This window comes from Janthinobacterium sp. LM6 (assembly GCF_002002885.1).
Classification (GTDB): Bacteria; Pseudomonadota; Gammaproteobacteria; order Burkholderiales; family Burkholderiaceae_D; genus Janthinobacterium; species Janthinobacterium kumbetense.
In genome coordinates, this window is the sequence record NZ_CP019510.1 from 2,191,136 (window position 1) to 2,214,278 (window position 23,143).

General features: G+C 62.6%; 23 protein-coding genes. 10 read left to right on the top strand and 13 right to left on the bottom strand.

Features of this window, described 5'->3' with window-relative positions:
* Positions 1-81 precede the first annotated feature (81 nt).
* The 4 genes from BZG29_RS09775 (at position 82) to BZG29_RS09790 (ending at position 3,031) form a co-directional block, all read left to right on the top strand.
* The gene (locus tag BZG29_RS09775; RefSeq protein WP_034758777.1) at positions 82-753 is read left to right on the top strand and encodes a TetR/AcrR family transcriptional regulator; all 672 of its coding nucleotides are present in this window, start codon (positions 82-84) and stop codon (positions 751-753) included.
* A 41-nt stretch (positions 754-794) separates the two neighbouring features.
* Positions 795-1,568: a hypothetical protein gene (locus tag BZG29_RS09780; protein WP_077401727.1), complete on the top strand. Its 774-nt coding sequence runs from the start codon at positions 795-797 to the stop codon at positions 1,566-1,568.
* An 11-nt stretch (positions 1,569-1,579) separates the two neighbouring features.
* A complete protein-coding gene (locus BZG29_RS09785; RefSeq protein WP_171985144.1) occupies positions 1,580-2,125 on the top strand; it encodes a TIGR00730 family Rossman fold protein in 546 nt (181 codons plus the stop codon).
* 312 nt (positions 2,126-2,437) lie between these two features.
* A complete protein-coding gene (locus BZG29_RS09790) occupies positions 2,438-3,031 on the top strand; it encodes a PEP-CTERM sorting domain-containing protein (RefSeq protein WP_077401733.1) in 594 nt (197 codons plus the stop codon).
* A 126-nt stretch (positions 3,032-3,157) separates the two neighbouring features.
* Here BZG29_RS09790 and BZG29_RS09795 read toward each other — a convergent pair whose 3' ends face one another.
* The 3 genes from BZG29_RS09795 to BZG29_RS09805 form a co-directional block, all read right to left on the bottom strand.
* Positions 3,158-3,670: a YgjP-like metallopeptidase domain-containing protein gene (locus BZG29_RS09795; protein WP_034758768.1), complete on the bottom strand. Its 513-nt coding sequence runs from the start codon at positions 3,668-3,670 to the stop codon at positions 3,158-3,160.
* 229 nt (positions 3,671-3,899) lie between these two features.
* Positions 3,900-4,310, bottom strand: a complete 411-nt coding sequence (locus BZG29_RS09800) for a KGG domain-containing protein (protein ID WP_077401736.1) — start codon at positions 4,308-4,310, stop codon at positions 3,900-3,902.
* A 47-nt stretch (positions 4,311-4,357) separates the two neighbouring features.
* A complete protein-coding gene (locus BZG29_RS09805; RefSeq protein ID WP_077401739.1) occupies positions 4,358-4,870 on the bottom strand; it encodes a phasin family protein in 513 nt (170 codons plus the stop codon).
* A gap of 345 nt (positions 4,871-5,215) precedes the next feature.
* Between BZG29_RS09805 and purU the strand changes: the two genes are divergently transcribed.
* Both purU and BZG29_RS09815 read left to right on the top strand, forming a co-directional pair.
* The gene (gene purU / locus BZG29_RS09810; protein ID WP_077401742.1) at positions 5,216-6,097 is read left to right on the top strand and encodes a formyltetrahydrofolate deformylase; all 882 of its coding nucleotides are present in this window, start codon (positions 5,216-5,218) and stop codon (positions 6,095-6,097) included.
* 39 nt (positions 6,098-6,136) lie between these two features.
* Positions 6,137-6,679 (top strand): YaeQ family protein, encoded by a 543-nt coding sequence (locus BZG29_RS09815; protein WP_070291303.1) that lies wholly within the window; start codon positions 6,137-6,139, stop codon positions 6,677-6,679.
* Positions 6,680-6,739: 60 nt separating this feature from the next.
* On the opposite strand, the gene BZG29_RS09820 is transcribed toward BZG29_RS09815, so the two are convergent.
* Positions 6,740-7,525, bottom strand: a complete 786-nt coding sequence (locus BZG29_RS09820; RefSeq protein WP_077401745.1) for a head GIN domain-containing protein — start codon at positions 7,523-7,525, stop codon at positions 6,740-6,742.
* Between the two features lie 186 nt (positions 7,526-7,711).
* Here BZG29_RS09820 and BZG29_RS09825 point away from each other — a divergent pair, with 186 nt between their 5' ends.
* Positions 7,712-8,347: an SAM-dependent methyltransferase gene (locus BZG29_RS09825; RefSeq protein ID WP_077409040.1), complete on the top strand. Its 636-nt coding sequence runs from the start codon at positions 7,712-7,714 to the stop codon at positions 8,345-8,347.
* A 51-nt stretch (positions 8,348-8,398) separates the two neighbouring features.
* On the opposite strand, the gene BZG29_RS09830 is transcribed toward BZG29_RS09825, so the two are convergent.
* The 4 genes from BZG29_RS09830 to BZG29_RS09845 are packed head-to-tail and all read right to left on the bottom strand — an operon-like array spanning position 8,399 to position 11,143.
* On the bottom strand, positions 8,399-8,824 hold the full coding sequence (locus tag BZG29_RS09830; protein ID WP_077401748.1) for a type II toxin-antitoxin system HigA family antitoxin: 426 nt from the start codon (positions 8,822-8,824) through the stop codon (positions 8,399-8,401).
* Positions 8,812-9,165, bottom strand: a complete 354-nt coding sequence (locus BZG29_RS09835) for a type II toxin-antitoxin system HigB family toxin (protein WP_216350360.1) — start codon at positions 9,163-9,165, stop codon at positions 8,812-8,814. The genes BZG29_RS09830 and BZG29_RS09835 overlap by 13 nt, the downstream gene beginning before the upstream one ends.
* A 35-nt stretch (positions 9,166-9,200) precedes the next feature.
* Positions 9,201-10,475 (bottom strand): cytochrome c, encoded by a 1,275-nt coding sequence (locus BZG29_RS09840; RefSeq protein ID WP_077401754.1) that lies wholly within the window; start codon positions 10,473-10,475, stop codon positions 9,201-9,203.
* Positions 10,472-11,143 (bottom strand): c-type cytochrome, encoded by a 672-nt coding sequence (locus BZG29_RS09845; RefSeq protein WP_253192890.1) that lies wholly within the window; start codon positions 11,141-11,143, stop codon positions 10,472-10,474. Before BZG29_RS09845 ends, BZG29_RS09840 begins: the two co-directional genes overlap by 4 nt.
* A gap of 220 nt (positions 11,144-11,363) precedes the next feature.
* On the opposite strand from BZG29_RS09845, the gene BZG29_RS09850 reads away from it, so the two are divergent.
* Complete coding sequence (locus BZG29_RS09850; RefSeq protein ID WP_077401761.1) at positions 11,364-12,776, top strand: PLP-dependent aminotransferase family protein; 1,413 nt, start codon at positions 11,364-11,366, stop codon at positions 12,774-12,776.
* 97 nt (positions 12,777-12,873) lie between these two features.
* Positions 12,874-13,221: a DUF4870 domain-containing protein gene (locus BZG29_RS09855; RefSeq protein ID WP_034786172.1), complete on the top strand. Its 348-nt coding sequence runs from the start codon at positions 12,874-12,876 to the stop codon at positions 13,219-13,221.
* 21 nt (positions 13,222-13,242) lie between these two features.
* Here BZG29_RS09855 and BZG29_RS09860 read toward each other — a convergent pair whose 3' ends face one another.
* The 3 genes from BZG29_RS09860 to BZG29_RS09870 are packed head-to-tail and all read right to left on the bottom strand — an operon-like array spanning position 13,243 to position 14,856.
* Positions 13,243-13,668, bottom strand: a complete 426-nt coding sequence (locus tag BZG29_RS09860) for an SMI1/KNR4 family protein (protein WP_077401764.1) — start codon at positions 13,666-13,668, stop codon at positions 13,243-13,245.
* A gap of 21 nt (positions 13,669-13,689) precedes the next feature.
* Positions 13,690-14,337 (bottom strand): 3'-5' exonuclease, encoded by a 648-nt coding sequence (locus tag BZG29_RS09865; protein WP_077401767.1) that lies wholly within the window; start codon positions 14,335-14,337, stop codon positions 13,690-13,692.
* A 9-nt stretch (positions 14,338-14,346) separates the two neighbouring features.
* Positions 14,347-14,856 (bottom strand): ProQ/FINO family protein, encoded by a 510-nt coding sequence (locus tag BZG29_RS09870; protein ID WP_034758713.1) that lies wholly within the window; start codon positions 14,854-14,856, stop codon positions 14,347-14,349.
* A 579-nt stretch (positions 14,857-15,435) separates the two neighbouring features.
* Here BZG29_RS09870 and rpoD point away from each other — a divergent pair.
* Positions 15,436-17,982, top strand: coding sequence for an RNA polymerase sigma factor RpoD (rpoD, locus tag BZG29_RS09875; RefSeq protein WP_077401770.1), 2,547 nt, complete (start codon positions 15,436-15,438; stop codon positions 17,980-17,982).
* A 59-nt stretch (positions 17,983-18,041) separates the two neighbouring features.
* On the opposite strand, the gene BZG29_RS09880 is transcribed toward rpoD, so the two are convergent.
* Positions 18,042-19,799, bottom strand: coding sequence for a PAS domain S-box protein (locus BZG29_RS09880; RefSeq protein WP_171984968.1), 1,758 nt, complete (start codon positions 19,797-19,799; stop codon positions 18,042-18,044).
* 175 nt (positions 19,800-19,974) lie between these two features.
* Positions 19,975-22,824: a phosphoenolpyruvate carboxylase gene (ppc, locus tag BZG29_RS09885; protein ID WP_077401776.1), complete on the bottom strand. Its 2,850-nt coding sequence runs from the start codon at positions 22,822-22,824 to the stop codon at positions 19,975-19,977.
* Positions 22,825-23,143: the final 319 nt, after the last annotated feature.

Sequence of the window (23,143 nt, forward strand, 5' to 3'; positions counted from 1 at the left end):
GCCGGCGCCCGGGGGCGGAGTGTTTCATTACAGCTATCTTAGGTGGTATGCTTGAGGCAGAACACAGAGAGATTGCCCGCCATGCTACAAAAAGCACCACGCCGTACCCGCGAACGCATCCTGGAGTTGTCGCTGCGCCTGTTCAATGAGTTTGGTGAGCCGAATATCACGACGACCGTGATTGCGGAAGAGATGAACATTTCGCCCGGAAACCTGTATTACCACTTCCGTAACAAGGACGACATCGTCAATTCGATCTTCGTCCAGTTCGAGGCGGAAATCGAACGCATCCTGACCGTGCCCGACGGGCGCCGCTCGAATATCGAGGATGTCTGGCTGTATTTGCACCTGATGTTCGAACTGATCTGGCGCTACCGCTTCTTCTATCGCGACCTCAACGATTTGCTGTCGCGCAACCGCAAGCTGGAACTGCACTTCAAGCTGATCCTGGCGCACAAGATCAAGGTGGCCACGCAGCTGTGCGAAGACTTGCGCAGCGAGCAGTCGCTGGAAGCGTCGGACATGGAAGTGGCCGCGATGGCGACGAATATGGTGGTCGTTGCCACTTACTGGCTGTCGTACGAATATGTGCGCAACCCGCGCAAGTACAGCGAGCAGCAATCGATGTCCGATGCGCTGGCGCGCGGCTGTTACCAGGTGCTGTCCCTGATCGGGCCGTATTTGCGCAATGAAACGCATTTGCTGTTTCGCAAACTGTCGGAAGAGTATGTGACCAAACTCAAGAACGACTGACGCGACTGCTGGCGCCACGTCGTCATTTACAGGAGAGATATATGGCTTGGAAACAATTTCCTTATCCGGACGAAGCATATGTCTACACCCCGCAAACCCTGGAAGCGGCCTGGGCGCGCCTGCATGCGGGCGATGTGGAACCCTTTCCCACGCACCCGGCGCTGGTGCAGGCGTGGCTGGCCTTCCATGCGGGCGACTTCGAACGGGCCGTGAAACTGGGCCTGGCCGTCGGCGTGCCCGGCTATGCGGTGGCGCACAAGGCGACTTGCATCTATGCCACGCACCTGGAAGTGAACGACAGCCGGAAACTCGACATGTACGAAGAAGTGGCCGAGCGCTGCGAGCGCCAGCAGAGCGAGCAGCCGGACAATCCGGCCGGCTACTACTGGCACGCCTACAGCCTGGGCCGCTATGCGCTGGGCACGTCCGTCGTCAAGGCCCTGGCGCAGGGCATGGGCGCGCGCGTGCGCAACAGCCTGGACCGCACGATGACGGTGGCGCCCATGCATGCGGAAGCGCATATTGCGTTTGGGATTTATCATACGGAAATTATCGACAAGGTCGGCGCCATGATAGGCGGCCTGACCTATGGCGCCAACAAGGAAGATGGCTACCAGCACTTCAAGACGGCGCTGGCCCTGACGCCGTATTCGGCGCTGGCGCACAGCGAATATGCGCGCGCCTTGAATATGCTGGACGGAAAGAAAAAGCTGGCGGAAGCGCTGGCCCTGTATGAAAAGGCGGCCGAGTGCGTGGCACTGGACGCCAAGGAGCGCCTCGAGGTCGAGGCGGCGATCGATGAATTGAAAGGGTAGGGAATACTGTGATCAAGGCTTTATGTGTGTATTGCGGCGCCAACGCGGGCGTCTCGCCGGACTATGCCGTGGCGGCGCGCGAACTGGCGCGCGTGCTGGTGGCGGAAAATATCTCGCTCGTGTATGGCGGCGGCAAGGTGGGGCTGATGGGCGTGATCGCCGATGAAGTGCTGCGCCTGGGCGGCGAGGTGACGGGCGTGATTCCCACCCAGCTGGTCGAGCGCGAAGTGGGCCACACGGGCTTGACGCGGCAGTTCATCGTGAAGGACATGCATGAGCGCAAGGCGATGATGGCCAGCCTGTCCGATGCCTTCATCGCCATGCCCGGCGGCTATGGCACCCTGGAAGAGCTGTTCGAGATGCTGACCTGGGCCCAGCTGGGCTTGCACGCCAAGCCCATCGGCTTGCTCAATGTCGACCGTTTTTATGACGGCTTGATCGCTTTCGTGCAAAACGGCAAGGAGCAGGGCTTCATCCGCCCGCAGCACGCGGGGTTCCTGAACGCCGACGCCGATCCTGCGACCCTGGTGCAGCGGCTGAAGGATGGTCCGCCGTAAATTTTCTTTGTGTAGTCTCATCCAGAGCCATGCATTGTGAAATGCATGGTTTTTTTATTTCTGTGCGGGAAAATTGATCAAGATCAATTAATTAATTAATATAAATATAGCTAGAATGTTTCCACGTTGGCATGTTTTTTTGAAAATGAAGATGCTTTTTATGCATGAATGTGTTCTACTGCAATTGTTCAAAAGACAGGCCTGTCGGACACCCAGCGAGGCGCCTCCCGTTTCCCGCTACGACGCCTAGATATTGCAAGTTGCCACAACCTCGCTACTTCATCATCTTGAAAGGATACTATTGTGAAACCAATGACTCTCTTGCGCGCGACTGCCGTCGCCGCCATTCTCGCCGCCGGCGGCGCCCACGCACAAACCACCGTCATCGGCTTCGATGCGCTGGAACACCCTGGCATCCTCGGCTCCGTCTTCGACTCCTACTCCGAAGGCGGCTACGATTTCGACAGCAGCTTCCTGGGCCTGTTGAGTTCCGCACATCAAAGCAACTTTGCCTATGCCGGCTCGGCTGGCCTTGGCGCCACCGTGCTGACGACGACAACCTTGAGCCGTACCGATGGCGCCGCTTTCTCGCTGAGCTCGATCCGCCTGGCTGATTTTGTGAGCTTGCCTGGCCCCTACGACGTGACGTTCTTCGGCCATCAGGTGGGCGGCGGCACGGTGACCCAGACCTTCAGCCTCGATGGCAGCCATAACTTCAGCGATTACACGTTCACGGGCTTCGACAACCTGCTGTCGGCAACGTGGCAGGAGGGCGCCCTGCATACCTTCCAGGTCGATAATATCGCCGCCAGCGTGAGCGCCGTGCCGGAGCCGGCCACCTACGGCATGATGCTGGGCGGACTGGGCTTGCTGGCCTTCCTGCGCCGCCGCAAGAGCGCCGCCTGAGCTTGAACATGCTGCCGGTCCCGCCGGCACATGCGTCAAGAGCCGCCCGTCTTGCCGGGCAGCTCTTCTGACCCACGCCAACCATGCCGCCCAATGGATGCCCGGGGCGGCATGGTTATGTGGACGTCATGACCACAGGCGCTGGCCGGACAGGTCGAGCTGGGTCAGGTACAGGCGCACGTCGAATTCGTACTGGTGGTATTGCGGTTCCATATACGTGCACAGCTTGTAGAACGCCTTGTCATGCTGCTTTTCCTTCACGTGCGCCAGTTCGTGCACGGCGATCATGCGCAGGAATTCCAGCGGCACTTCCTTGAACATGGTGGCCACGCGGATTTCATGCTTGGCCTTGAGCTTGCCACCTTGCACGCGCGAGATCGAGGTATGCAAGCCCAGCGCGTGCTGGATCACATGGATCTTGCTGTCGAACGCCACTTTGTTAATGGGCTCGGCATTGCGCAGGAATTCATTCTTCAAGTCCTGCACATACTGGTATAAAGCCTTGTCGTTGCGTACATCGTGCGCGTTCGGATAGCGTTTCAACAGGACGTCGCCCAGTTTGTCTTGCGCGATCAGTTGCTGCACTTGCGCTTGCGTTTGTTCGGAATAGGCGCTCAGGTATTTCAGGGATGGCTGCATGCGGGGAAGGGCGGGGCGTGGCGCGGAGGTGTCGGTAAGGCGAGAATGTACCATACCGCCGCACCCCGCGCTGCGCCAGCCCTTGCATGGGGCTGCCCGGGCTGCCAGGACCGCCCCTGCCTACCTGCCTACCTGCCTACCTACCTGCCTACCTGCCTACCTGCTTACCTGCTTACCTGCATCAGGCCGCGCGCCGCAGGGGCAGCCCGGCCTGCCCCGCTCCGCCTGCTCAGCCCGCTCCGCCCTTGTCGTCCTCGTCCTTGCCGCCCTGCCGGCCAGTGCGGCCCTGCTCGGTGCCGCCGCCGCTGCGCGTGGCCGTGCCGCTGCGGCTTTCATTGGCGCGCTGGGCCGATTGCCGGCTTTCGCCGCCCTTGCGGCCGATTTCCGCCATGTGTTCGCGGTTGCGGCTGACGGCTTCGCCGCCTTTCTGCCCGGCCCGGCGCGCTTCTTCCGAGTCGAATTCATGCGCCGTGCCCTTTTGATGGGCTGCCTGGCCGCCCTTGCTGGCGATTTCGCGTTGCTGTTCTTCGTTCATGGCGGCGAAACCGCGCTTGCTCGTGCCTTTGGCGCTGCCCGATTCGCCGGCTTTCTGGCTGCTGCCAGCGCCTTTGCCCTGTTCATTACCTTGATTGCTAGCCATGTCGCTCTCCTTGCTGTCGAGTGGGGTCAAGTGGTCAATTCAAGTGTTCAATGCGCCTGATCGGATTGCCTGTCGGTGTCGCGGCTGCGGCCGGCCCCATTGCGGGGGGCCGTGGCGTGCATCTTTTCGATCATTTCACGCTGGCGCTGCGTGGCTTTTTCCGTTTCCTCGGCCGTCTTGCGCACCACTTCGTCAGCGAAGGCCACGGCCGTGCGCCTTGCTTCGGGCAGGTGGTTCTCTGCCGTGCGGTTCATTTCGACATTGGCGTTGGCGACGAGGTTGCCGAGTTGCTGCTGGTACTGCTGCAGCTTGTTGCTGCTCGGCTGCAACTGGGCCGCGGCCAGCGACATGAACTCGCCCGTGTCGCGCGCGCACAGCAGTTGCTGGCTGGCGCTGCTCCATTCCTGCAGCAGGTCTTGCGCCAGCCGCAGATGCAGCTCGCTCAGTTGCTGCGCCGTATCGAACAGCTTGCGCGATAGTTCCGTGGCGAAATTGCACTGGGCCTCCAGGTGGGACTTCAGGGCGGGGCTGAAACTGGGGGAAATACTGTTTGTGAACATGTTCTACCTCAATGAAAAACGGATCCAGGAAACACCCGGTGCACCGGATGCGGCGTATGGTGAAACAAGCAAAGGGATAGACGCCGGATGGCGTGCCAGGTTCCACGCCAGTTGGCCGTTTGGCGCGGGAATGGCGCCTGGCAGGCGGAAAAATGCGATGACTTTGTGTTAGATCAAATGAACGTGAATCGGCTTGCCGCTGTCGGCAGCCATGCTGCTTGTGTGGAAAATGCGGGTTGACTGGCCCGGCCGTGCGACAATAGCCGGCTCGCGGCAGCGCAGCCGATGGCCGGCGCGCGTGGCTGAGCCGAGCATCGCCTTACTTTTTTACCTATTTCCGCGACCATGACGCATCCCGAATACATCCTGACCCTGTCCTGCCTGGACCAGCGCGGCATCGTGCACCGCGTGTCCGGCTTCCTGGCCGAACGCGGCTGCAACATCCTCGATTCCGCCCAGTTCGGCGACCAGGAATCCCAGCTGTTCTTCATGCGCGTGCATTTCGCGCTGGAAGACGGTGCCGTCAGCGACGCCCAGCTGCGCAGCGACTTCGCCGACCTGTCGCAAGCCATGCAGTTGAACGGCCCCTTCCACGGCCAGCTGCACGATGCGCGCGTCAAGCCGCGCGTCATGCTGATGGTGTCGAAGATCGGCCATTGCCTGAACGATTTGCTGTTCCGCTACAAGAGCGGTTTGCTGAACGTGGAAATTCCGGCCATCGTGTCGAACCACATGGAGTTCTACCAGCTGGCGGCCAGCTACAATATTCCCTTCCACCACCTGCCGCTGGCCACCGGCGCGCCGGAAGCGGCCAAGCTGGCGCAGGAAGCGAAGATCATCGACTTGATGGACACGCACAAGATCGACCTGGTGGTACTGGCGCGCTACATGCAGATCCTGTCGCCCGGCCTGTGCCAGGCGCTCGACGGCCGCGCCATCAATATCCACCATTCCTTCCTGCCCAGCTTCAAGGGCGCCAAGCCGTATGCGCAGGCGCATCACCGCGGCGTCAAGCTGATCGGCGCGACGGCCCATTTCGTCACGGGCGACCTGGATGAAGGTCCGATCATCGAGCAGGACGTCGAGCGCGTCGACCATGCGATGGATGCGGAAACCCTGACGGCCATCGGCCGCGACGTCGAGTGCGTGGTGCTGGCGCGCGCCGTGAAATGGTTCGTCGAGCACCGCATCCTGAAAAATGGCGACAAGACCGTGGTTTTCCGCTGATACCGACTTCACCATTCACTTTACCGAGACAGAAACACGATGGCCCTCAAAGCAACAATTTTCAAAGCCGATCTGCAGATCGCCGACATGGACCGCAATTACTACCAGGATCACGCGCTGACCCTGGCGCGCCACCCGTCCGAAACGGACGAGCGCATGATGGTGCGCCTGCTGGCGTTCGCCATCCACGCCGACGAGGCGCTGACGTTTACCAAGGGCCTGTTCGACACGGAAGAACCCGACCTGTGGCAGAAAGACTTGACGGGCGCCATCCAGCTGTGGATCGAAGTGGGCCAGCCGGATGAAAAGCGCATCCTGAAGGCGTGCGGGCGTTCGGAACAGGTCATCGTCTACAGCTATGGCGCAACCAGCCACATCTGGTGGAAGCAGATCGCGAATAAACTGGAACGGGCGAAGAACTTGACCGTGATCAACTTGCCGTCGGAAGCGGCGCAAGACATGAGCAAGCTGGCGCAGCGCACGATGCAGCTGCAATGCACGATCCAGGATGGCCAGATCTGGCTGACGGACAGCGTCAACACGGTCCTGATCGACCGCGAACCGGTGAAGCCGGCCCGCTGATTTTTACCGTTTGAAACGCAAAAAGCCCGGATCGCTCCGGGCTTTTGTCATTGCGGGGGCTTAATTCGGCGCGCTGCCGAGGCGTTTGATGCTGCTCGAACGCTGCATGCTGCGGCTGATGCGCGGGTCGCCGTAGTAGCTCACTTCGCCCGAGCCGCCGATGCTGATGGTCAAGTCATCCTTGGCCCACACTTGCGCCTCGCCCGAGCCGCCGATGCTCACCTGCACGTCGCGCGCGGCCAGCTTGCCCGCCTGGATATTGCCCGAGCCGCCGATGGAGGCCGTCAGTTGCTCCGTCTTGCCGCTGGCCTTGAAGTTGCCGCTGCCGCCGATGGCGATGGAGACCTGGCGGCTGTCGAGGTCGCGCGCGTGGATGGAGCCGGAGCCGCCCACGTCGAAGCGCAGATTCTCGGCGCGCAAGCCCGTGGCCGTAATGTTGCCCGAGCCGCCCACGCTGATGCGTTCCACCTGGCGCGCCTGGATGACGATGTTCAGGCTGCTCTGGCGGAAGTTGGCGTTGCGCTTGGCGGGGCGGATGCGCAAGGTGCCGTTTTCCACCGCCGTCTCGATCAGCGGCAGGATATTGTCGTCGGCCTCGACGGTGATGCTGTCCGTGTTGCCGATACGCAATTCGACCGTGCCCGGCACGTTCAGCGCCACGGCATGGAAACTGCCCACTTCGCGCGTCTGCTTTTGCAGCTTGCCGCTGCCCTGGATGCTGTTGCCGGAAATCCAGTCGAGCGGCGAGGCCAGCGCCGGCGCGGCCGGGAGGGCCAGCGCGCAGGCGGCCAGCAGAAGGACGGTGGCGGCGCGGGCATGGCGTGGGTGGAAAAGTGTCGGTGTCATTCTTGCTCCCTGTTTGGAATTGGTATACTTGCATGGTATGCCAGCCGGCCGCGCCTGCGTAGCGCGCTGCGACAGACTGCGCCAGCAGCGGCATGGAATGCAGGAGGATGCGACAGGATGGCATGAGGTATGATGTCGGTGGGACATACGACGACCGGCACGCGCCGGTCACACTACTGGAATTACATGCTGATCATCACCATCAAACAGGGCAAGGAAAAGAGCTTGCTGGGCCAATCGTGGATTTACGCGTCCGCGATTGAAAAAGTCGAAGGCAAGCCGCAGGAAAAAATGAAGCCCGGCTCGACGGCCATCGTGCAAAGCTCGTCCAAGCAATTCATCGCCCGCGCCGCCTACAATTCGAAGTCGCAGATCCGCGCGCGCATCTGGAGCTTCAAGGAAGACGAACCGGTCGACCACGCGCTGATCAAGCGCAGGGTCAAGGCCGCCATCGAGAAAAAATTATCTGCCATCAAGAAGGCGGGCGAAAACCAGCTGTTGACCCTGATCAAGGGCGAAGACGAGGGCTTGCCCGGCCTGGTGGTGCAGCTGTTCGGCGGCGTGCAAGGCTACCTGATCTGCGAATTCAACGCGGGCGGCGTCGATGCGTGGAAAGTAGCCATCGTGCAATCGCTGATGGCGTCCACCGGTTGTGTCAACGTGTACGAGCGCTGCGACGACCTGATGCGCAAGGGCGAAGGCTTGCCCCTGATCGACGGCGCCCTGGCCGGCGAAGAGCCGCCCGATGAAGTCATGCTGACGGACAACGGCGTGCGTTATGCGCTGGACTTGAAAACGGGGCACAAGAGCAAGTTCCGCTGAGAACGGCTGCTTGACGTGGAACAAACCGGCGCGAGCCGGTTTTTTATTGGCTTACGCAATAAAAACACTGGCGGGAACATTGAACCGTTGTGTCAGGGCCTTGATCTGCCGTACATTCAATGCGCGCTTGCCGTTGAGTATTTCAGAGACGACGCCCTGGGTGCCAATTTCCGGCAGGTCGGATTGCGTCAGCGCATGCTGTTCCATCAACAGGCGCAGTGTCGCGGCAGGCGAGACGCCAGCAGGCGGAAAATGCTCCTGATCGTAATCGCCTATCAGCCGGCCGATACTGTCAACCAGACCGGCCAGCGGATGCTGTTCATCGGCCGCCCCGGCGTCCAATAGCTGATGCAATACGTTGACAGCCTGTTCATAAGCGGTCGCATCAGGAATTGCCTGCAGAGGAACGAGCTTGGACAGGGCTTGATAGTGGACAGTGATTTCTGCAATCAACTCACGATGCATCAAGGTTTCCATGCGTCGTACTCCTTATGCGTCAACACTGCCCGGATGAACAACAATTGGCGATTGAAGTGAATCGCGGCAATGATCCGGTACTTGTTGCCGCCGATATTAAAAATACAGTAATCGCCGACACGATCGGTGGCGTTAAAGATCGACTTCAGTACGGCGAAATTAGCAAACGGCCGCGATTCGATGATCTTGCGCCATGCCTGCATGGGTTCGCCGCCAGCGGGTGTTTTCTGGCGAAATCCACCAAAGCCTTGTTGGCGACGATGCGCATATGCCAAAGCGATGCCGTGACGAAGTGATATCGTGACGAAGTGATACTGTGACGAAGTGATACTCTGATTCAAAGATTATCTCAATTTGAGATAATCGTCAAACGGCACTACTCCAGCGGCACGCTGCGGTATTTATTGACTTCCAGGGCCGACACGGCCGGCGCATCATTGCCCCACGACGCGCGCAGATACGTCACCACGGCCGCCACTTCCGCGTCATCCATGACGGGGCCGAACGGCGGCATGCCGTAGGGGCGCGGGTTGCCTTTTGTACCGGGCGCGAAGCCGCCGTTGAGCACGAGCCGGATGGCGTTGACGGCCGACTCCGTCGTCAGCGCGCGGTTGCCGGCCAGCGGCGGGTAGCCGGGCGGCACGCCCTTGCCGTCGGCCTGGTGGCAGCTTGCGCATTGCGCCTCATACAGTTTCGCGCCCAGCGCCAGTTGCTGCCGGGCTTGCTCCGACGTGTCGCGCGGCGCCCGTGGCGCGGGCTGCGCGGGACCGGGCAGGCTTTTCAGGTAGACGGCCATCGCCTGCACGTCGGCATTGCTCATGTGCTGCAAGCTTTGCCGCACCACCTCGGCCATGGGGCCGAAGACGGTGGCGCGCGGCGACACGCCCGTTTGCAGCAATTCCACGATGTGCGCCGTGTCCCAGTCGCCCAGGCCCGCTTCCGCATCCGACGTCAGCGACGGCGCATACCAGCCCAGCACGGGGATCAGGCCGCCCGACAGGCCGTCGTCGCTGCCGCCCAGGGTCGTGCGGCTGCTATGGCAGGCGCTGCAGTGGCCCAGGCCCTGCACCAGGTAGGCGCCGCGGTTCCACTCCATGCTTTTACTGGTGAGCTGCTGGTACACGCCCGGCTTGAAATACAGCGCGCGCCAGGCGGCCAGCGCGATCTGCTGGTTGTAGGGGAAGCGCAGCGCGTGCGGCGCGTTTGCTTGCCGGTGCGGCGGCACGCTCTGGAAATACGCGTACAGGGCGTCGCTATCCTCGCGCCGCACCTTGGTGTAGCTGGTGTAGGGAAAGGCTGGATACAGCAGCCGGCCATCCTTCGACTTGCCGTTGTGGATGGCGCGCCAGAAATCGTCGGCCGTCCAGCTGCCGATGCCGGTTTCCCTGTCGGCCGTGATGTTGGGCGAAAGCACCTTGCCGAACGGCGTCTGCAGGGCGCGGCCGCCCGCGTAGGGCACGCCGCCGCGCGTCGTGTGGCAAGCCATGCAGTCGCCCGCCTTGGCCAGGTAGGCGCCGCGCGCGACCAGCTGTTCCTGGCTCATGGTGCTGGCTGTGGCCGGCGGTCCCACGTCGTCCGCCGGCCACAGCAGGAATTTGGCGCCGGCTGCGCCGATGGCGACGATGGCGGCCGCGAGCATCCATTTTTTCATGGCGCCACCTGCGCGCTGGAACCGGGCACGCCGCCGCAATGCAGCGGCAAGGGCAGGGCGATGCTGGCGGCGGGACGCGCGTCGGCGCTGGCCGCTTGCGTGCCCAGCCAGGCCGAGACGGCGCCCACATCGGCGTCCGACAGGCGCTGCGCCACTTGCGCCATGCAGTCGGGCGCGTGGGCGCGGCGGATGCCGTTCTTCCACGCACCCAGCTGGGCGTTGATATAGTCGCGCGGCAAGCCCAGCAAGCCGGGGATGGCGGGCGCCACGCCGGCCAGCTGCTGGCCGTGGCAGGCGATACAGGCGGGAATTTTTTTGCCGGCATCGCCATGCAGCACCAGCTGCTTGCCCCGCGCCAGGGCCGTCGTGCCGGCGCTGCTGGGCTGGGCCGGCGGCGGGGCAGGGTGTTGTGCCGCAAAATAGTCGGCAATTTCGCGCAGGTAATCGTCAGGCAAGTGTTCCACCATATAGTTCATCATCGGATACTGGCGCCGTCCCTCGCGAAAGTTCAGCAGCTGGTTGTACAGGTAGCCGGCCGGCTTGCCGGCGATGCGGGGAAAGAAGGCGTCGTGGCGTTCCTTGGGCGCATGACAGGCCGTGCACGCCTTGATGCGCTGTTCCAGGCTGTCGTGGCTGGCGGAAATGGCGGCGGGCGCGGCCAGCGCCATGCCGGGCAGTGCGACGGCCAGGGCCAGCACCGGCACGAGGGGGAAATGCAGTAGCATGGAAAGTCGCATGGAAAATGGCATGGGAAATAAGCTGTCTCGTCGGTCGGGATGGCGTGCCGGTGTTGCTGCCCGGATGTTGTTACCCTAGCATATAACGGGTGCTGTCACTGTGACAGGATCAGTTGTGCAATAAAACTACGGATCAGTTTGAGGAGCAGGCTTGAAACGATATGAGGAATTGGCGGAAGAAGTCGCCGCCATGATCAGCACGCAGCTGTTGTTGCCTGGTGATAAGTTGCCTTCCGTGCGCCAGCAGCATGCGCGCAGGGGCGTGAGCCCGTCGACGGTGTTCCAGGCCTATTATTTACTCGAAGCGCGCGGCATGATCGTCTCGCGGCCCCGCTCCGGCTACTACGTGGCGCCGCAGCGCGCCGCGCTGGCCCCCGAGCCGGACAGTTCCCGTCCGCTCGACGCCAGCACCACGGTCGATGTCAGCGACCTCGTGTTCGAAGTGCTGGGCGCCGTCGGCGCGCGCGATATCGTGCCTTTCGGCTCGGCGTTTCCCAGCCCGCATCTGTTCCCGATGGAAAAGCTGGCGCGGGCCGTGTCGGCCAGCATGCGCCGCCTCGACCCGTGGAGCACGGTCACGGATTTATCGCTGGGCAATGCCGAACTGCGCCGCCAGATCGCCTTGCGCTACCAGCTCGACGGGGTGCTCGTTTCCAGCGACGACATCGTCATCACGAATGGCGCGCTGGAAGCGCTGAACCTGTGCCTGCAAGCCGTCACGCGGCCCGGCGACACGGTGCTGATCGAGTCGCCCAGCTTCTATGCGTGCCTGCAGGCGCTGGAGCGGCTGGAGCTCAAGGCAGTCGAGATCGCCACCAGCCCGCGCGACGGCGTCGACCTGGCGGCGCTCGAGGAATTGCTGCTGCGCCACCAGCCCAAGGCGTGCTGGCTGATGACGAATTTCCAGAATCCCCTGGGCAGCCTGATGTCGCCGGAAAAGAAGCGCGCGCTGGTCGACCTGCTGGCGCGCCACGGCGTGCCGCTGATCGAGGATGACGTGTATGGCGAGTTGTATTTCGGCAAGCAGCGTCCCGGCTTGACGAAAAGTCATGACAGCGCGGGCCTGGTCATGCATTGCAGTTCGTTTTCCAAGACCCTGGCGCCCGGCTTTCGCCTGGGCTGGGCCGTGGCGGGCCGCTATGCGCGCCAGGTCGAACGCCTGAAGCTGACGACCAGCCTGTCGGCGCCCATCCCGCTGCAGATGGCGCTGGCCGATTACCTGGCGGCAGGCGGCTACGACCGGCATTTGCGCCAGCTGCGCCTGACCCTGGCGGCGCAGCAAAACACCATGCTGCAAGCCATCGCCGTGCATTTTCCGCCCGGCACGCGGGTGACGCGGCCGCAGGGCGGGTATTTCGTCTGGGTGGAGATGCCTGCCGGTATCGATGCGCTGGCCTTGCACCGCAGCGCGCTGGCGGCCGGCATCAGCATCGCGCCCGGCCCCATTTTTTCCGCCACGCGCGCGTTTCGCCACTGCATCCGCCTCAATTACGGCCACCCGTGGAGTCCGCAACTGGAGGAAGCGATCGCCACCCTGGGGCGGCTGGCGCTGGCGGCGGCATAGCGGCGAAAAAAAAGTTCCTTGCGGCAGCAAGTGTTCCATTCCAAAAAGAAATATTACTGTTATATTGATGTATCTATAACTAATGATGGGAATCATAATGGATAACACGCAGCCGGAAGTGGGTCGTACACAAGATACGACGATCGCCATTCTGTCCCACGTTGGCGGCCTGTTCACCAGCTGGGTGGCGCCGCTGATCATTTATTTGATCAAGAAAGATGATGCGGATAAATTCTCGGCCGAGAATGCCCGCGAAGCGCTGAATTTCCAGATCACCCTGATCATCTGGTATTTCGCCTGCTTCATCCTGTCGTTCGTGCTGATCGGCCTGTTCCTGTTCTGGATCGTGGCGCTGGCCAACCTGGTGTGCTCGATCGTCGCGGCCGTCAAGGCCAGCAATGGCGTCACTTACCGCTATCCCCTGACCTTGCGCCTGGTCAAATAAGGCTGCGCCGGCCGCCGGGTGTCAGCCCGGGCGGCCGGGCAGTATCAGGAATGACGCAAAGTCGGGCGCCACCGTGGTGGAGGCGCCTGTTTCGTGCGACCACAGCACGACCACGGGTTCGCCCGACGGCCCCGTTTGCGCATAATCAAAACAGTAGTAATCGCCCGTGCCGAACTGGGCGAAGGGCAGCAGGCTGCCGGCCTCGTCGCCTGTCCCCGCATTCTCCAGCCATTCCTGCCAGCCTTCGCGGTAATGGCGTGCTATCGATTCCCACGTCTTGCGCGCATTGGCCGCGTCGTAGACGGGAAACACGCTCAAGGCGCCCAGCGCGCGGCCATTATTCTCCAATAACCATTGCACATGGGATGCGGGCAGCTGCCGCCCCAGCGCCTGTTCGGCGGCGGCGATCGCGTCAGGCGTGGTGCCGATGGATTTGTTCTTGCTCATGCTGCAGGAAGGCGCGCCGGCTCAGGCGGCGATGGGCGGCGGGGCTGGCGGCGTGCTGGCGCGCGGGGCTTTTTGCGGCGCGACCTTGCCGCCGTCGGCGATCCAGCGGCGGTACACGCGCAGGGCCACTTGCGCATCGTCGGCCGCATACAGGATCTGCTTTTCCGTCAGGCGCGATGTGGCCCAGTTGGTGGTGGAAATCTTTTTCGATTTCTGCAGGTGCAGGCCGAAGAACTTGGCCACGGCCGTCTTCGCGCCCAGGTCGTTGCGCTGGCCGCCGCGCAGGGCGACGGACAGGTCGAGCACCTGGGCCGGGGCGATGCCCAGCTTGTTGCGCAGGCGCTTGACGTCGTCGGACAGGCCGAAGCCCACCTTCAGGGTGGTGGTCGATTCGAGGATGGCCTTGAGTTCGGCCAGGGCCGGCGCCGGCGTGCTGCCCACCTGGAACAGGTAGGCGATGTCGTCGGTGGCCAGCTGGATCAGGTGCGGTCCCGTGGAGGACTCGCCCTTCACAAAAGTCGGCTTCGATTCCGTATCGAAGCCGATGGCGTCCGCTGCCAGCAGGGCGGCCATGGCCGCCTGTGCATCATCGCTGGTGCGTACCAGCTTGACGTGGTCGAGTGCAATGCCTTGATAGGGGGGCAGTGGCGGTGCGGCAGCTGTGTCCATGAAACCGGATCAGCCCTTGCGCGAGAATTTCGCGGTCAGCTGATTCAGTTTTTCCAGGCGCAAACGGTTCGCTTCTTCGGCGGCCGCGGCATCGCGCTCGGCTTTCTTGCGCTCGGCTTCCTTCTTGAAGCGCTGCTGCAATACTTGCGTGGCATGGTCGCGGTGGGTTTGCGTCACTTCCGCGCCGGCGGTGCCGTCGAGGTCGTAGCGTACCTTGGCTTTTTCCATCACGCGCAGGTAGCGCAGCGAACCCGTGTGGATGCCCAGCGCCGTGCGCATCAGCTTGCGGTCCAGGTCCGGCAGGCGCGCGAGGATCTGCTTGTCGATACCGATCGACAAGGGCAGGCAATCTCGGAATGGCGGGAATTGCTCCTGGAACTGTTTCAGCAGCGCGCGCGCGGTCAGGCCGGCAGGCGCCGGCGTGGTCGCTGCGGCCGGTGCCGCCGCTGGGGCTGCATCGACTGGCGTGTCAGGAGTGGTGGCTTGCTGGTCTGGCGTGGAGCTGGTCATCGACATCATTGGTTGGGCTATAAAAGGGGAGCATAGCACGCGCCACAGGCAAGTGCATTGTCTTTTTTGGCAACTTGACCTGCGATAAGCGGGTTCGTACTGCAGCCGGCACAGCGCGGAATACGGGAAATGTGTATAATGTCGGCTTGCGCTGATGACTGGGCCCTGTTTTTGAAGGTCTGGCTCAGGTGTGCAGGGGATAGGAGCAGTGCGGCGCAGGGCCACCATTATTGATATTTTTGATATCGGTTATTCCACTTATCAATTATTCAGATAACGGGCCTTCGTGCATAATCTTGCTCTCCGCTGTGTCTTCACTGAACAACAATAGATTCAAGCCCGTTCTGGTACGGGCTTTTTTTCATTCCGCAATGTACATCGCTTATTTATCTGACCCGGTTTCGGCCCTCGCCGTTCGGTCCGCGCTCCTCATGCCGGATGCGTGGGCTATGAACGTCACGATAGACAGGCGCCGCTGCCCTTGACGGCAGCCGCAACAATACGCTCCATCGAGTCCGGTTTCGCAGGCTTAGGTGGAATCATTCACTTCGCGCCGACACCATCTGGTCTCGCATTAAGAGATATCTCATGAAGAATACGCCAAAAACTTTAACGTTGTCCGCCAAGGCGCCACGCCCAGCCGCGGCGCCGCTTGCCGTACCCAAAACGACTTTATCTTACTTCATCGATAATGCGCAAGCGAATCCGGAAGCCACCGTCACGACGGCGCCGACCGTCGTCACCGTGGTGAAGAAAAGCCGCTCGCGCCTGGCTGCCGTGCCGCCGGCCGAAACGGTAACGGAAGCAGCAGTTGCCGCGCCCGTGGCCGACGCCGCCGAAGCCGTGGAAGCGGCGCCCGTCAAGATGCCGAGCGTCAAAGTGGCGCCCAGCGCCAAGGCGGCGCCTGCGCCGCGCAAGGTCAGCGAAAGCGCCGCCACCAATAAAGTGGTGACGGCAGCCCGTTCGAAAGTCGTGCGCGCCAAGCCTGAAGCGGCGCCCGTGACCATCATCACCGGCGCGCAAGTGGTCAGCAAGACCACGGACGCCGACGCCCTGGCCGCCATCGATACCTCGAATTACTTCTTGCCGACCGTCAAGGTGCCGGGCCGCCGCGGCCGCAAGCCGAGCGAATTCACGCCGGAAAACGACGAAGTGGCGGCACTCAACGCCGTCGAACGCGCCGAACTGAAGGCCGTGTCGAAAGCGCGCGACCGCAAGGCCAAGGGCGGCCTGGCGGACGCATTGGGCGATCCGGAAGCGTCGGCAGCGGACCTGGAACGCCGCCGCAAGCAGATCACGGGCTTGATCAACATGGGCAAGGAACGCGGTTTCCTTACCTATGCCGAGATCAATGACCAATTGCCGGAAAACATCATCGATCCGGAAGCCATCGAAGGCATCATCGCCACCTTCAACGACATGGGTATCGCCGTCTACGAGCGCGCCCCTGACGCGGAAAGCCTGTTGTTGACCGACAACGTCGCCACCGTCACCAGCGACGATGAAGTGGAAGCGGCTGCCGCGACCGCCCTGTCGACGGTCGACTCCGACTTCGGCCGCACCACCGACCCCGTGCGCATGTACATGCGTGAAATGGGCGCCGTGGCGCTGCTGACGCGCGAAGGCGAGATCGAGATCGCCAAGCGCATCGAAGGCGGCCTGAAGGACATGATCCAGGCGATTTCCGCCTGCCCGACCACCATCGGCGAAATCGTTGCTCTGTCGCAAAAAATCGCGCGCGACGAAATCAAGGTCGATGAAGTGGTCGACGGCTTTGTCGATTTGAACGAAAGCAATGCCCCGGCGCCCGCCGCTGCCGCCGCGCCCGCCGCCGCCAGCGGTGACGACGAGGAAGAGGAAGAAGAAGCCGAGGAAGAAGACGGCGACGCCAATGGCGGCGCAGCCGGTTTCTCCAGCGAGCAATTGGCCCAGCTGAAAAAGAATGCGTTGGAGAAATTCAACGTCATTTCGACGCAGTACGACAAGATGCGCAAGGCGCCCGAGGGTTACAACTCGAAAGCCTACGTCAAGGCGCAGGAAGCCATTTCGCAGGAATTGCTGGGCATCCGCTTCACGGCCAAGGTCGTGGAAAAGCTGTGCGACACCCTGCGCGGCCAGATGGAAGAAGTGCGCCACATCGAGCGCGCCGTGCTGGAACTGTGCGTGAACAAATGCGGCATGCCGCGCGCCCACTTCATCAAGGTGTTCCCGGGCAATGAATGCGACCTGGAATGGGTCGACCGCGAAGTCGATTGCAAGTATCCGTACAGCGCCATCCTCAGCCGCAACGTGCCTGCCGTCAAGGAACTGCAAAAGAAGATGATCGACCTGCAAGCGCGCGTGGCCCTGCCGCTGGCCGACTTGCGCAAGATCAACAAGCAGATGGCTGCCGGCGAAAAGCGCGCGCGTCACGCGAAACGCGAAATGACGGTCGCCAACTTGCGCCTGGTTATTTCGATCGCCAAGAAATACATCAACCGCGGCTTGCAATTCCTCGACCTGATCCAGGAAGGCAACATCGGTCTGCTGAAGGCTGTCGATAAATTCGAATACCGCCGCGGCTACAAGTTCTCGACCTACGCCACCTGGTGGATCCGCCAGGCCATCACGCGTTCGATCGCCGACATGGCCCGCACCATCCGCGTGCCGGTGCACATGATCGAAACGATCAACAAGATGAACCGCATCTCGCGCCAGATCATGCAGGAAACGGGCAGCGAGCCGGACCTGGCGACCCTGGCCGTCAAGATGGAAATGCCGGAAAACAAGGTACGCGAAATCATGAAGATCGCGAAAGAGCCGATTTCCATGGAAACGCCGATGGGCGAAGATGGCGATTCGCAACTGGGCGACTTCATCGAAGACAACACGACCCTGGCGCCGCTGGACGCCGCGCTGCACGCCTCGATGCGCAACGTGATCAAGGAAGTGCTCGATTCCCTGACGCCGCGCGAAGCGAAAGTGCTGCGCATGCGTTACGGCGTGGAAATGTCGAACGACCACACCTTGGAAGAAGTGGGCAAGCAGTTCGACGTGACGCGCGAGCGCATCCGCCAGATCGAAGCGAAAGCCATGAGCAAGCTGCGCCAGCCTTCGCGTTCGGACAAGCTGAAAACCTTCTTGACTCAAAATTAAGTAGTCAGCAGGCAATAAAAAAGAGGCGCAAGCCTCTTTTTTTTCGCCCTGGAATTGTCCTAGGCTTCGATGGCCTGGCTTTTGGCGATCGGCAGGCGGATGGCCAGCGCCGTGCCCTGGCCCTGCTGGCTGTCGATGCGCAGTTCGCCGCCCAGGGCGTGGACGCGTTCGCGTATGCTTTTCAGGCCGAAGGCGGCCTTCTTGCCGTGGGCGTCCGGCTGCATGCCGATGCCGTTGTCGCTGATGCGCAGCACGATGGCATCCGTATCTTGCGCCAGCGCCACTTCCACCTCGCTGGCCTGGGCGTGGCGCACGATGTTCGACAGCGATTCCTGCAGCACGCGGAAGATGGCCGACGTCTGGCGCTGGTCCAGGCCCAGGTCGGGCGCCTCGCTGTCGAGCGAGAGCTGGTAGCGGATGGCGCCGCGGCTTTCCATCTGGCGTATCAGCCATTCGGCTGCCGGGCCCAGGCCCAGCTCCAGGGTACTGGGATGCAAGTCATTGATGATGGTGCGCACCGAGCGGATGGTGGCGTCGATGGTGTCGAGCACGCGCTGGGCGTGGCGGTGCAGGCGCGGATGGGTCCTGGCCGTGCGCGCGTGCAGCAGCGACACGTCGATGCGCAGCACCATCAGGTTCTGGCCCAGGTCGTCATGAATGTCGAGCGCGATGCGGCGCCTTTCCTCTTCCTTGATGGTCTGCTGGTGGTCGGTCAGTTCGCGCAGCTGGGCCAGGGTGCGCTGCAGGTTCTCCTCGTTGCGCTTGCTTTCCGTGATGTCGATGCCCATGGCGATGATCATCTGCGGCCGCCCTTGGGCGTCGAAGATGGGTTTTTTATGCGTCTGCAGCAGGCGGTTTTCCTGCAGCCGCGCATTCCACACGAGTTCTTCGCGGATCACCACCTGGCGGCTGGCAAACGCTTCCTGGTCCGCCGCGTGGAATCCCAGGGTCTGGTCCGAGGGGAAGTGCTGCACGTCGCGTCCCTCGGCGATATCCTGGAATAGCACGCCCCATTGCTGCTCGCAAGCCTGGTTCATCAGCAGCATGCGCGAATCGGCGTCCTTCAGGAACAGCGACAGGGGCATCATGGAAATGATGTCCTGCAGCCGCTCTTCGCTGCGCGCCAGGGCCGCTTCCGTTTGCGCGCGCATGGCGATTTCCGCGGAGAGCTGGAGATTGACATCGAGCAACTGGGCCGTGCGCAGGGCCACGCGGCTTTCCAGCTCCGCATGGGCGACGGTCAGCGCGTGTTCGGCCCGCTTGTGCTCCGTGATGTCGCTGGCCAGCACGAGGGCGCCCGTCAGGCTGCCTTGCGGGTGGTACAGGCGGCGTCCGCTGATCATGGCCCAGCGTTCCGAACCGTCGCCGTGACGGTACTGCAATTCTCCCATGCAGCTATCCGTGGCTGTCTGGCGCAGCGGACACAGGCGCAGCAAGGTCGCTTCGTCGTGGAATTCGCTCATCTTGTGGCCCAGCAGCTTTTCCGCCGGGATGCCCAGCATGTCGCACAGGCGCTGGTTGAGATGCAAGATCGTGCCTTGCGCATCCGTTTGCCACATGCCGTCCTGCGCCGTCTCGCTCAGGTCGCGGTAGCGCATGGCGCTGGCGTCGAGCTGCAGAAGCGTGCTGGCGAGGTGGGCGCGCAGCTTGCGCATCAGCCACATGGCCGTGCCGGCGGCGCCCGCCAGCAGCAGCGACAGCCAGATGTGTTCCCAGAAGTCGAGCTGCTGCCAGGCGGCGCCCGCCAGCCAGCCCAGCATGATCAGGATGAGGGCGGCACATGCCGTACTCAAGGTTTCAATCGACCATTTGCTCATCCGCGTCCCTGGCGTCGTGGTTGGCCGCTGCCGTGCGCCTGGCGCCGGAGAGGGAAAGTATCCGACGCTAGTGTAATACCAATTGTTGTTTTCTTGAGAATATTTTTCCATTGGGCAAGCAAAAGGGCCGGCCCTTGCGGTGCCGGCCCTGTTTGCCGATGGCAAGGTGGCGCGATCAGCCCGTGTTGCGCAGGCCGGCCGCCACGCCATTGATCGACAGCTGGATGCCGCGGTGCACCCTTTCGTCGATCCGGCTTTCCGCCGACAGGGCGCGGTTGCGCTTGATCAACTCCACCTGCAAGTGGTTCAGCGGGTCGAGATAGGCGAAGCGGTTCTGGATCGAACGGGCCAGCAGCGGATTGCCCGCCAGGCGTTCCGTGTTGCCGGTGATCAGCTCCAGGCAGCGCAGGGTGTTGCCGTGCTCGTCCGTGATGCGCTTGTAGATGCGTTCGCGCAAGCCCTGATCCGCCACCAGTTCCGCATAGCGCGAGGCGATCGCCAGGTCCGTCTTGGCCAGCACCATGTCCATGTTCGACAGCAGGGTGGCGAAGAATGGCCATTCGGCGTACATGGCGCGCAGGGTGGCGATTTTTTCATCTTTCGCGGCGCCGTCGGCCTCGTTGATCCACGCTTCGATGGCGCTGCCGAAGCCGAACCAGCCCGGCAGCAGCAAGCGGCACTGACCCCAGGAAAAGCCCCAGGGAATGGCGCGCAAGTCTTCGATGCGCTGGTTGGCCTTGCGCGAGGCGGGGCGCGAACCGAGGTTCAGCTCGGCGATTTCCGCGATCGGCGTAGCCGAGAAGAAATATTCCGTAAAACCCGGCGTTTCATATACGAGGTGGCGGTAGGCGTGATAGGCGAGGTCCGACAGCTGCGCCATCACGGCTTCGAACTGCGCCAGCTGGCCGTTGCGGGCCGGATTGGCTTCCTGCGGCGCCAGGCTCGCTTCCAGGGTGGCGGCTACCAGCAATTCCAGGTTGCGCCGGCCGATTTCCGCGTTGGAAAACTTCGAGGCGATGATCTCGCCTTGCTCCGTCAGACGGATCTGGCCGTTGACGGTGCCCGGCGGCTGGGCCAGGATGGCTTCGTAGCTGGGGCCGCCGCCACGGCCCACCGTGCCGCCGCGGCCATGGAACAGGCGCAGCTTGACGCCGGCCTTCCGGAAATCGGCCACCAATGCCAGTTCCGCCTTGTACAGTTCCCAGTTGGACGTCAGGAAGCCGCCATCCTTGTTCGAATCGGAATAGCCGAGCATGACTTCCTGCAACTGTCCCTGCTTGGCGATCAATTGCTTGACCAAAGGCAAGGCCATGACCTGGCTCATGATGCCGGCCGCGCGCTGCAGGTCGGGTATCGTTTCGAACAGGGGGATGACCATCAGCTCGCAGCTGCTGTCGCCTTCGCCTCCCGCCTTCCAGTCGGTGCGCAGCAAGCCGGTTTCCTTTTGCAGCAGCAACACTTCCAGCAAGTCGGACACGGTTTCCGTGTGCGAGATGATGTAATTGCGGATGGCCCGCGCACCGTAGCGCTGGCGGATGTCGCGCGCCGCGCGCAGGATCGCCAGTTCGGAATCCGTTTCCGCCGCGTAGGCGATGTAGGGCGAGTACAGCAGGCGCGGCTGGGCCAGTTCGTTCAGCAGCAGTGCCTGCTTGTCTTCCTCGGACAGGGCCGTGTAATCGGCGGCCACGCCGCTTTTCGCGAACAGGTCGGCCAGCACCCGTTCATGCACGTCGGACGTCTGGCGCATGTCCAGCGACGCCAGGTGGAAACCGAAGATGTCGGCCGCGCGCGCCAGGGTGGCCAGGCGCGGGCGCACGAGGGCGGCGCCGTGGTGCGACTCGAGCGAGGCGACGATGGTGCGCAAGTCGGCCACGAAGGCGGCCGCGTCAGGGTAGGCGGCCGCGGCGCCCACTTCCTTGCGCAGGATGTTGGTGGCGCCCAGCGCGCGGGCCGTGGCGGCCAGGCGCGCATAGATGCCGATCAGGGCGCGGCGGTACGGCTCGTCGCTGCGGTGCGGCGAGGCGTCGGGCGACTGGTCGGCCAGCGCCTGCAGTTCGGCGCTCACGCCCACCATCAGGGTCGAGACGGACAATTCCGCGCCCAGCGCGTGCGCTTCGTCGAGGTAAAAGTCGAGGATGGTGGTGGCGTGGCGCGCCAGCGCGTGCTGCATGGTGCCCGCGTTGACGTTCGGGTTGCCGTCACGGTCGCCGCCGATCCAGCTGCCCATCTGCACGTAGGCGGCGTTGATCGGCTCGATCGTGCCGTCGCCGTTCGGGTACTCGGCGGCGATATCGTCCTCGATGTCGTCATACAGGCCCGGCAGTTCGCGCAGGAAGGTGATGCGGTAGTAGGACAGGGCATTCTCGATCTCGTCGGCCACCGTCAGCTTCGAGTAGCGCAGCATGCGCGTCTGCCACAAGGTGGCGACGCGCGAGCGCAGCAGCTGCATGTTGGCGTGCCGCTCTTTCGGCGTCTGCGGCAAGTCGCGCTCGGCCAGCAGGCGGGCGATGTCGTGCTCGGCGTCGAGGATGCTCTTGCGCTGCACTTCCGTCGGGTGGGCCGTCAGCACGGGGGCGATCAGGGCGTCCTGGAAGAAGGTGTCGACCGTCTTGCGCGGCACGCCGGCCAGGCGCAGTTTTCTCAGCGCGAAGCTGACGCTGCCTTTTTGCGCCGGCGAGCCGGCCAGCAGGTGGGCGCGGCGGCGGCGGATGTGGTGTTGATCTTCCGCAATGTTGGCCAGGTGCGAAAAGTAGGAAAAGGCGCGCACGACGGAAATCGTCTGTTCGCGGCTCAGTTCCTTGAGCATGGCGTCGAGTTCCAGCGCGGCGCCCGCGTCCGCTTCGCGGCGGAAGCGCACGGACGTCTGGCGTATGGTTTCCACCACATTGAAGACGGCGTCGCCTTCCTGTTCGCGCAGCACGTCGCCCAGCAGGCGGCCCAGCAGGCGGATGTCTTCTTTCAGCGGCGCGTCCTTGTCGGAGCCGGCCGCCGGGACTATTTCTGGTGCTACTGCGTCATTGAGCATAATAAAGAACCAAAGTAAGTGTAAAAGCAAGGGAATGTGGATCGCACCGGGCGTTTGGCCGCAGAGGGGAGGGGGCGCATGATAAAATTTGTGGTCTTCAACATGGACGCTAGCCTGACTTGGCCTTCTAGGCTAAGCGATAACGATTATAGCGACGCCAGGCGCCACCCGATACAAAATTGATATCAGACGGGCGAAATGGCAACGATAATGACAACGACAGCCACAGCGAAAGAACTTGTTTTGAAAGCATCCGAATTGACCCCGAACGAATTGAATATTCCTGCCCGCCTGGTGATCGCCACGCGCGAGAGCCGTC